The organism is Lysobacter zhanggongensis, from assembly GCF_046638635.1.
GTDB classification, from domain to species: Bacteria; Pseudomonadota; Gammaproteobacteria; order Xanthomonadales; family Xanthomonadaceae; genus Novilysobacter; species Novilysobacter luteus.
Genome location: NZ_JBJXHK010000085.1, coordinates 1 through 8,352, shown reverse-complemented (window position 1 = coordinate 8,352; position 8,352 = coordinate 1). Strand labels below are relative to the sequence as shown.

6 protein-coding genes and 1 pseudogene are annotated in these 8,352 nt (G+C 69.5%); 1 reads left to right on the top strand and 6 read right to left on the bottom strand.

Going from position 1 to position 8,352, the window contains the following annotated elements; genetic code table 11:
- The first annotated feature begins 38 nt into the window (after nt 1-38).
- On the top strand, nt 39-2,186 hold the full coding sequence (locus tag ACKVMH_RS11470; RefSeq protein ID WP_412700383.1) for a carboxy terminal-processing peptidase: 2,148 nt from the start codon (nt 39-41) through the stop codon (nt 2,184-2,186).
- A 256-nt stretch (nt 2,187-2,442) separates the two neighbouring features.
- Here ACKVMH_RS11470 and ACKVMH_RS11465 read toward each other — a convergent pair whose 3' ends face one another.
- The 6 genes and pseudogenes from ACKVMH_RS11465 to ACKVMH_RS11440 all read right to left on the bottom strand — a co-directional run bounded on the left by ACKVMH_RS11465 (nt 2,443) and on the right by ACKVMH_RS11440 (nt 8,062).
- Complete coding sequence (locus ACKVMH_RS11465; protein WP_412700382.1) at nt 2,443-3,756, bottom strand: ABC transporter permease; 1,314 nt, start codon at nt 3,754-3,756, stop codon at nt 2,443-2,445.
- A 29-nt stretch (nt 3,757-3,785) separates the two neighbouring features.
- Complete coding sequence (locus tag ACKVMH_RS11460) at nt 3,786-4,943, bottom strand: ABC transporter permease (protein WP_412700381.1); 1,158 nt, start codon at nt 4,941-4,943, stop codon at nt 3,786-3,788.
- Between the two features lie 28 nt (nt 4,944-4,971).
- Nucleotides 4,972-5,664, bottom strand: a complete 693-nt coding sequence (locus ACKVMH_RS11455; RefSeq protein ID WP_215220402.1) for an ABC transporter ATP-binding protein — start codon at nt 5,662-5,664, stop codon at nt 4,972-4,974.
- Between the two features lie 66 nt (nt 5,665-5,730).
- A pseudogene (locus ACKVMH_RS11450) lies at nt 5,731-7,094 on the bottom strand (efflux RND transporter periplasmic adaptor subunit).
- A gap of 99 nt (nt 7,095-7,193) precedes the next feature.
- Nucleotides 7,194-7,493, bottom strand: coding sequence for a winged helix-turn-helix domain-containing protein (locus tag ACKVMH_RS11445; RefSeq protein ID WP_215218889.1), 300 nt, complete (start codon nt 7,491-7,493; stop codon nt 7,194-7,196).
- The gene (locus tag ACKVMH_RS11440; RefSeq protein ID WP_215218888.1) at nt 7,490-8,062 is read right to left on the bottom strand and encodes a hypothetical protein; all 573 of its coding nucleotides are present in this window, start codon (nt 8,060-8,062) and stop codon (nt 7,490-7,492) included. The genes ACKVMH_RS11445 and ACKVMH_RS11440 overlap by 4 nt, the downstream gene beginning before the upstream one ends.
- Nucleotides 8,063-8,352: the final 290 nt, after the last annotated feature.

The window sequence follows — 8,352 nt, the reverse complement described above, 5'->3', positions numbered from 1 at the left end:
TCCCGGTCGACGCCGGCACGCAGGCGCCGCCGGCGACACTGTCCACGCCGGCCGAGCCGTCCGTGCGCCCGGCGGGCACGCCCGCTGCGTTGCCGACCGGTCCGACCGAGTACCAGGCCACCGCCGCCAAGCTGGTCTACGGCCTGCTGTCGGACAGCCGCTACGCGTACCGGCCGCAGCCGCTGGACGATGCGCTGTCGGCGGACATGTACCAGCGTTACCTGGAGGCGCTCGACGGCGGCAAGCAGTTCTTCACCGCGGCCGACATCGCCCGCTTCGACCGCTACGAGACGCTGCTCGACGACGCCATCAAGAGTGGCGAGCTGGAGCCGGCTTACGCGATCTTCGCGACCTACCGGCAGCGCGTCGACGAGCGCGTCGAGTACGCCCGCAGCCTGCTCAAGCAGGACATCTTCGACTTCACCGGTGACGACCGCTTCCACTACGACCGCGAGGATGCGGAGTGGGTGGCCGACGCCGACGCGCTCGACGCGCTGTGGAAGCAGTCGGTCCGCAATGACTGGCTGCGCCTGAAGCTGGCCGGCAAGGAGGCCGACAGCATCCGCGAGACCCTCGACAAGCGCTACGCCAACCTCGCCGAGAACGTCTCCGAGCTGGAAGGCCAGGACGTGTTCCAGACCTTCCTCAACAGCTACGCCGGCGCGATCGATCCGCACACCGACTACTTCACCCCGCGCTCGGCCGAGAACTTCAACCTGTCCATGTCGCTGTCGCTTGAAGGTATCGGCGCGGTGCTGCAGAAGCAGGATGACGTGGTCGCGATCCGCGAGATCGTCGCCGGCGGCCCCGCCGACAAGACCGGCATCCTCGCCCCGGGCGATCGCATCACCGCGGTCGGCCAGGGCGAGAGCGGGCCGATGGTCGACGTGATCGGCTGGCGCCTGGACAACGTGGTCGAGAAGATCCGCGGGCCGAAGGGCTCGCAGGTGCGGCTGGACATGATCCCGGCCGGCGCCGGTCTGGACAGCAAGCCGGCCCGCGTGGTGATCACCCGCGACGAGGTCCGGCTCGAGGACCAGGCCGCCAAGGCCGAGGTGCTGACCATTCCCGGCCAGTCCGACGCGCCCGACCAGCGCATCGGGGTGATCGAGCTGCCCGGCTTCTACCAGGATTTCGAGGGCCGCCGCCTCAACCGCGACGACTACGCCTCGGCCACCCGCGACGTCGGCAAGCTGCTGCGCGAGCTGCAGACCCAGGACGTCGATGGCGTGGTACTCGACCTGCGCAACAACGGCGGCGGCTCGCTGACCGAGGCGATCGAGCTGACCGGCCTGTTCATCGACCAGGGCCCGGTGGTGCAGGTGCGCGAGTCCGGTGGCCGGGTCAGCGTGGAAGGCGACCGCGACGGCGGCGTGGCGTGGGATGGCCCGCTGGCGGTGCTGGTCAACCGTGGCTCGGCGTCGGCGTCGGAAATCTTCGCCGGCGCGATCCAGGACTACGGCCGCGGCCTGGTCATCGGCGAGACCACCTTCGGCAAGGGCACGGTGCAGAACCTGGTCGACCTCGACCGCTGGCCGGCCAACGAGGAGGAACGCTTCGGCCAGGTCAAGCTGACGATCGCCCAGTTCTTCCGCGTCAGTGGCGGCTCGACCCAGAACAAGGGCGTGGTGCCCGACATCAACTTCCCGGCGTCGGTCGATGCGACCGAGTACGGCGAGAGCACCTACGACAACGCGTTGCCGTGGACCAAGATCGCCGAGGTGCCGCACATCCGCTACGGCAACTTCGCCCCGCTCGTGCCGCAGCTCGAGGCGCTGCACAGCAAGCGGGTGGCCGACAACCGCGAGTTCCAGTGGTGGAAGGAAGATGTCGAGCGCTACCGCACCGAGGCGGCCGAGACCTCGATCTCGCTCAACGAGGCCGAGCGCCGCGCCGAGCGCGACGCCAACGAGGCGCGCCGCAAGGAGCGACAGGAAATCCGCAAGGAGCTGGGCCTCGCCCTCGACCCGCTGGCGGCCGCCCAGCTCGACGATGGCCTGACCGCCAACGAGCGCGACATCGTCGAGGACACTGCCCGCCAGAAGGCTGCCGAAGACCGTCCCGACCCGCTGCTGCGCGAGTCCGCCGCCATCCTCGCCGACGCTGTCTGGCTGCTGAGCAACGACGCGAAGCTGTCCGCGGCGGTGTTGCCGGGCTCGGCCAGCGCCGGGCACTGGGCGGACTGAAGTCCCGCCGGCATGGACACGCCACGGGCGCCCCAGGGCGCCCGTTTTCTATCCGCGTCGCGTCACCGCGTGCCGTCAACCGCGCGCCGTCAGTCGCGCGCTGTCAACCGCACTCCGGTAGGAGCGACGTAAGTCGCGAACCACTGACCCGTCGATCCCTGTCCGATTGGCTGCGCGGTCGCGACTTACGTCGCTCCTACGGCAATCGGGCAGCGCCGTTGCCTACGGCAATCGGGCAGCGCCGTTGCCGCGAGCGCTACGCCGCCCGCAGTGCCGTCGTCACCGGCAGCCGCGCCGCCCGCAGGGCCGGGAACAGGCCGCCGACCAGGCCGATGCCGAGCGCCCACTTCAGGCCGCTCCACAGTAGCTCGGGTGAGACCCGGAACGAGAACACCACCTGGCTGAAGTTGCTGCCCAGGGTGGACACGGTGTAGCCGTTGAACACCAGCCACGCCAGCGCAGCGCCGAGGATGCCGCCGAGCAGCGCGAGCAGCATCGTCTCCAGCATCACCGCCACCACCACCGGCAGGCCGCGGAAGCCGATCGCGCGCATCGTCGCGATCTCGCGCGCCCGTCCGGCGACCGCCGCGTACATCGTGTTGAGCGCGCCGAACACCGCGCCGATCGCCATGATCGCGCCGATCACCGTGCCGAGCACCTTGATCAGCTTGGTCAACCCTTCGGACTGCTTGGAGTAGTAGCTGCGCGTGGTCTCGATATCGAGCTTGAGCCGCGGGTCGGCCGCCATGGCCGCCTTGAGTGCCTGCATGCCGCCGCCGGCCAGGCGCGCGGTGATCGACTGGTACGCCGGGCGGTTGTAGGTGCTGGCGACGATCTCGGCATCGGCCCACAGCTCGGACTCGTGCGAGTCGCCGCTTTCGAAGCGGCCGACCACGGTCCACGTCTGGTTGCCGATCGTGATGGTGTTGCCGACGTCGAGTCCGCTGAGCTGCTGGTGCGCGCCGTCGCCGACGATCAGCTCGCGCAGGCCCGGTTCGAACCGGCGGCCCTCGACCAGCTGGACCTGCGGGCGGATCTCCCAGGCCTTTGGCCCGACGCCGCGCAACTGCGCATTGACGTCGCTGCCGTCGGATGCGCTGGGCAGGCTGATCACCTGCGACAGCTCCGGCGACAGCAGCGGCCGGCCGTCGCTGCCCTGGGCGATGCCCGGCAGCGAGGACACCAGCGGCACCTGGTCGCGGCTGATGACCGAGTTGGTCTCGGCCTGTGAACCGCCGCGCAGGATGATCGCGGTGTCGTCGTCGCCGGTGCGGTTGAGTGTCTCGGCAAAGCCCTCGCCCATCGCCAGCATTGCCACCAGCACGCCGACCACGCCGGCGATGCCGACGATGATCACCGACGAGGCACCCCATCGCTGCGGCAGGCTCGCGATGCCGACGCGCGTCGCCGCCAGCGCCAGGCGCCCGCTGCGGGTCAGCGCAAGCCACAGCCCCAGCAGCACCGCCACGGCCAGCACGCCCCACCAGGGCAGCATGATCCAGACCACCAGCCCGGCCGCGAGGGCGACCAGGACGCCGAGATTGCCGAGCCACTTTGCAGAACGCTTCATATCCGGATCCTCATCCTTGCGTGTCGCACTCAGCGCCCGGCCAGCGCATCGACGATGTTCAGGCGCATCGCGCGCAGTGCCGGCAGCAGCCCGACCACCAGCCCGATCGCCAGCATCAGGCCCAACCCGACGAGCCACGTCTGCGTCTGCACCGTTGGCAACTGCACGATGCCGCCGCTGGCCGCGCTAACCGCCGGCATCAGCGCGGCCGCGATCGCCAGCCCCAACAGCCCGCCCAGCAGCACCAGCAGCACCGACTCGGCCAGCACCAGCATCAGCACGCTGCGGCTGCTGAAGCCGATGGTCTTGAGCACGGCCAGCTCGGGAATCCGTTCACGCACCGCCTGCGCCATGGTGTTGCCGGTCAGCAGCAGCAGGGTGAAGAACACCGCGCCCATGATCGCGCTGACGATCAGGCCGATGTCGGCGAACTGCTTGATGAAGGCCTGGTTGAACGCCTGCTCGGTCTGGGTCTTGGTCTCGTGGTCGGAGTTGGCCGAGATCGCGTCGATCGCGCGCGCCACCTGCGAGGCCTGGTCGATGTCCGACAGCTTGACCATGTACCAGCCGATCTCGTCGGTGATGTAGTCGTTGGCCTCGTTGAAGTAGTCCCAGTGGAACATCAGCTGGTTCTCCTCGCCCTGGCGCTTGTCGTCGGCCAGCTCGAAGATGCCGCGCAGGGTGAAGCTCCAGTCGTTGCTGCCGTCCTTGGGGAAGATCGTCGCCTGCAGCGGAATGGTGTCGCCGACCTTCCAGCCGTGGCGCTCGGCCAGCGCCGCGCCGACGATCGCGCCGGTGCGGTCGGCCTTGAAGGCCTCCAGCTGGTCGGCCGGGATGGTGTACTCGGGGTACAGCTCGAAATAGTCCGGACCCACCGCGAAGTTGGGGAAGAAGTTCTTCGGGTCGCGGTAGATGCCGCCGAACCAGTTGGCGTAGACCACCTTCTCCACCCCCGGCACCGACGCGATCTGCGCGGTCAGCCGCGAGGGCAGGGTCTGGGTGATCGACAGGCGCGAGGCGACCACGAGGCGGTCGGCGCCGGCCACGCTGCCACCGGCATTGAAGGCGACCCGGACCGAGTCGAGCATGCCGAAAAGCAGGAACGCGGCGACCACCGACAACAGCGTCAGCAACGTGCGGGTCTTGCTGCGGAACAGCGCGGCCCAGATCAGGTGCAGGTATTTCATGTCCCGGCTCCTTCGGAAGCGGCGCGCATCAGTGCGCGGCGGCCAGCTCGCCTTCGACCAGGCTGCCCTTGTCGAGGTGGATGGTGCGGCGTGCGTGGTCGGCGGCCTTCGGGTCGTGGGTCACCATGACGATGGTCTTGCCGTGGTCCCGGTTGAGCGACTGCAGCAGCGCCAGGATCTCCTCGGCCGACTGCCGGTCGAGGTCACCGGTGGGCTCGTCGCAGATCAGCAGGGTCGGATCGGAGACGATCGCGCGGGCGATCGCAACGCGCTGCTGCTGGCCGCCGGAGAGTTCGTTGGGCCGGTGTTTGCCGCGCTCCTCCAGCCCGACCAGCTTCAGCGCGATCTCGGCGTTGCGCTTGCGCTGCGCGGCCGACAACCGGGTCAGCAGCAGGGGCAGCTCGACGTTCTTCTGCGCGTTGAGGGTCGGCATCAGGTTGTAGAACTGGAACACGAACCCGACGTGGTCGCTGCGCCAGTTGGAGAGCTGGCCCGAACCCATCGTGTCGATGCGCTGGCCGTTGATCTCGATCTCGCCGCCGCTGGGCGAGTCCAGCCCGCCGATGAGGTTGAGCAGGGTGGTCTTACCCGAACCCGACGGTCCCATCAGCGCGACGAAGTCGCCCTCGGGAATCTCCAGGTCGATGCCGTGCAGCACCTCGACCGTTTCCGGCCCGCGCTGGTAGCTCTTGGTGAGGTTGCGGATCGAGACCAGAGACATGGTGGCGTCCTTGTTTGGAGTGGGTGTCATGCCGTCGCGGCGCACGTGCCGGTGGCGGGAATGCGATCAGTCCGTGGCGGGTTGCGCCAGGCGCACGCGGGTGCCGTCCTGGAGGTCAGCGGCAGGTTCGAGCACGACCTTCTCTCCGCCGGCCAGCCCGGAGGTGACCTCGCGGTCGTCGCCGAGCGTTCGCCCGAGTTCAAGCGTGCGCTGCTCGACCGTGCCGCCTTCGTCGTCGGTGTCGACCACGACGAAGGCCACGTCGCTGCCGTCACGCTTCACAATCGCCGCGGCCGGCACCAGTACCCCGCGCGGCGCTTCCTCGGCCGACGCCGGCCGCGCGGTTTCCAGGAAGCTCACGCGCACGCCCATGTCGGGGACGATGCGCTCGTCCTTGGCATGCAGGGCGATGCGCACCTTGACCGTGGCCTTGCCGCGGTCGGCGGTGGGGATGATCGCGATGACCTCGCCGGGGATCTGCCAGTCGGGGTAGGCGTTGAGCGTGGCCTCGACCGGCATCTCCGGCTTGACCCGACCGATGTAGGACTCGCCGACGTCGACCTCGACCTCGAGCGAATCCATGTCGACGATCGTGCCGATGCCGGTGCGGGTGAAACCGCCGCCCGCCGACAGCGGGGAGATCATCTCGCCCGGCTGCGCGGCCTTGGCGATCACCACGCCGGCAAACGGCGCGCGCACGACGGTGTTGTCGACACTGTTGTCGGCGATCGCCAGCTGGTCGGCGGCGACCTCGACATTGCGACGCGCGGTGACCAGGTTCGCGCGCAGGGCGTCGCGCTCGGCCACGGTCTGGTCGTACTGNTGTCGGCGATCGCCAGCTGGTCGGCGGCGACCTCGACATTGCGACGCGCGGTGACCAGGTTCGCGCGCAGGGCGTCGCGCTCGGCCACGGTCTGGTCGTACTGCGCCTGCGACACCAGTTGCTGGGCGACCAGGCCCTGCAGCCGGCGCGCGCTGGCCTCGGCTTCCTCGAACCGGGCCTGGGCGCCGGCGACCTGGCTGCGGGCGGCCGACAGTTGCGCGGCGGCCAGGTCGCGACCGGCCACCGCATCGACCGGATCGAGCGTGGCCATCACCTCGCCGGCGGCAACCCGCTGGCCTTCCTCGATCAGCACCTCGCGCACCTTGCCGGTCACCTTGGCCGAGACGGTCGCCATCCGCCGCGCGACCACGTAGCCGGTCGCATCGAGCACGGACGCCGGTGCATTGCCGCTGCCGATCGCCACCACGGTGGCGGTGCGCACTTCCGGCCCGCCGCGACCGCCGAACACCAGCCAGCCGACCAGCACCGCCAGCAGCACCACCGCGGCAACGGCCGCGCCATACAGCAGGGCCCGTCGCGGCTCCCGGGGAGCGGGCGCATTGCGGTCGATCTTGAGTGCCTTGAGCAGGTCGGCCGAATCGTTCATGTGCATCCCTGACGTCACGAACCGTCGAGTGTGACCCCGTACCCGGGCCGATCCAACCTGCCAAAGGTCAGTAACGATGCCGGGACGATCGTCGCCATCTCAGCCCTCGGCCGTTGCGATCAGTGCCTGCAGCGCCGCCAGGTGGCGCTCCAGTGCCTTGCGTCCTTCGTCTGTAAGCCGGTACCAGGTCACCGGCTTGCGGTCGACGAAGTCGCGGCGCAGTTCGATGCAGCCGGCATCCTCCAGCTTGCGCAGCTGCGCACCGAGGTTGCCGTCGGTCAGTTCCAGCTGCTGCTTGAACCGGGCGAAGCTGATCTCGTCGTGGCGCGCGAGCAGCACGCCAATCGCGAGGCGCGCGCGGTGTTCGAAGACAGGATCAAGGCCGTCGAGCGCTTTCATCCCTGCGTGGCCGGCAGCCGGTCGCGGCGCCCGGCATGGCCCGCCCACGCCAGCGCCAGGCCGATCACGACGCCGGTCCCGGTCCAGGTGTAGGGCAGCGCGAACAGGTTCAGGACCACGAACGCGGCAAGCATCAGCAGCCCGCTCCACAGCAGCGGCCGCTCCAGGTGGACACCGGCGAACGCGTAGGCCAGCCCGGCCACCAGCAGGAAGTTGCCGACCGCGGTCTCGATCGGGCTGCCGCGCAGCACCGGCAGCCAGCACAGCAGGAAGCCCACGCCTGCCACCAGCCAGTGCAGCCCGTGGCGACGGCCACGCTCCCGGTCCATCGTGCCGTGGCGCCGGCTGTCGCGTGCCCCCAGCCACATGCTGGCGAGCCCGCCGCCGATGCCGCACACCACCCAGAACGGCGCGGCCAGGTGCGGCGCGAAGTCGGGCAGGGCGAAGCCGACGGCGACGATCACCGCCCACAGGAAGTAGATCGAGGGGACGCCGGCCGCGCGCTCGTGGCGGCGCACTGCGCTGGCAACGAAGGCCAGGTCCTGACGGAGGTTGTCGTTGGTGGTCATGGCAGTGGAGTCCGGGGAATGTGAATTGAAAAGTACTCTGAAAAATAGAGTTGTCAAGTAAGGGGGGTGGACTCGCGATCGTAGGGAGGCAAAAGCGGAAAGGGTTCCGGGACTGTAGGAGCGGCGTAAGCCGCGATCATTACCTGGCGCGGGACCCCGGCTTCCGATCGCGGCTTACGCCGCTCCTACAAGGGCGTGACCGGCGCGGCGGTACCGGGCATCAGCGCCCGGCGCGCGCCTGCAACATCGCGAACGCCGCGCGCAGCCCCTGCGCCTCGCCGCCGGCCGGG